1 protein-coding gene is annotated in these 1,028 nt (G+C 59.0%); it reads left to right on the top strand.

Annotation, left to right across the window (positions count from 1 at the left end; genetic code table 11):
* Positions 1 to 9: 9 nt before the first annotated feature.
* A partial coding sequence (locus tag ORS3428_RS08935; protein ID WP_244507900.1) for a CaiB/BaiF CoA transferase family protein occupies positions 10 to 1,028 on the top strand: 1,019 nt, incomplete at its 3' end.

Genomic DNA, 1,028 nt, shown 5'->3' with positions numbered 1-1,028 from the left:
GTCATTAAAGTGGAGCATCCACAGCAGCCGGACGACACGCGGCTTTGGGGCCCACCATTCTTCCGCGGAGACGCAGGTGAGGACGCGGCTTACTATTTGGCGGCAAATCGGAACAAGAGCGCCATGGCGGTGAACTTCGCCGACCCGGCGGGCGCTGAACTGGTCCGAGATATTGCCCGCAAGAGCGATATCGTCGTCGAAAATTATAAGACCGGAAGTCTCGCCAGATATGGCTTGGACTACGAAAACCTCAAGATGGAGAATCCGCGGATTGTCTATTGCTCGATCACTGGCTTCGGCCAGACGGGTCCACTCGCAGGCAGGGGAGGATACGACTTTCTCATTCAGGCGATGAGTGGACTGATGAGCGTCACGGGTCATCCCGAAGACAATCAGGGGCCGGTCAAAGTTGGTATACCGGTTGCGGATCTGATGACGGGTCAATTTGCGGCTACCGCCATCCTTGCGGCCGTCGTTCACCGCCTAAAGACGGGTGAGGGCCAGCATATCGACTGTGCGTTGTACGACAGCCAACTTGCCGCGCTCTCTAACCAAGCAATGAACTATCTTGTTGGGGGCGAGGTGCCGAGAAGGCTAGGCAATGCCCACCCAAACGTCATTCCCTATCAGGATTTTCAGGGTGCGAACGGCAGAATCGTGGTGGCGGCTGGAAGCGACAGGYAGTTCCGGTCGGTATRCAAAGTGCTGGGTCTCRCCGAACTTTGYGATGACCAGCGCTTCGCCACCAACAAGGCTCGTCTTGAGAATCGCGAATTGCTCGTATCCATCTTGACGGCGGCGACGGTGTCCCGGGACGTTGAGACCCTCGTCGACGCGTTGAACGCGGCGGGAGTACCGGCTGGTTGCATCAACGATATTGGTGAGGCATTCAGCCATCAGCATGTCCGCGAGAGGCAGATCGTCCGCTCGATGGTCCGCGACGACGGCAGGGAGGTTCCGACCGTCGCATTTCCCGCGCGCCTTTCACGCACGCCTGCCTCGTACCGCAAGCCGCCGCCACGGTTCGG

It is taken from the genome of Mesorhizobium sp. ORS 3428, assembly GCF_001854785.1.
In the GTDB taxonomy this organism is placed as follows: Bacteria; Pseudomonadota; Alphaproteobacteria; order Rhizobiales; family Rhizobiaceae; genus Mesorhizobium.
The sequence above is the reverse complement of the archived record's forward strand: the minus strand, read 5'-3'. Positions and strand labels throughout refer to the sequence as shown.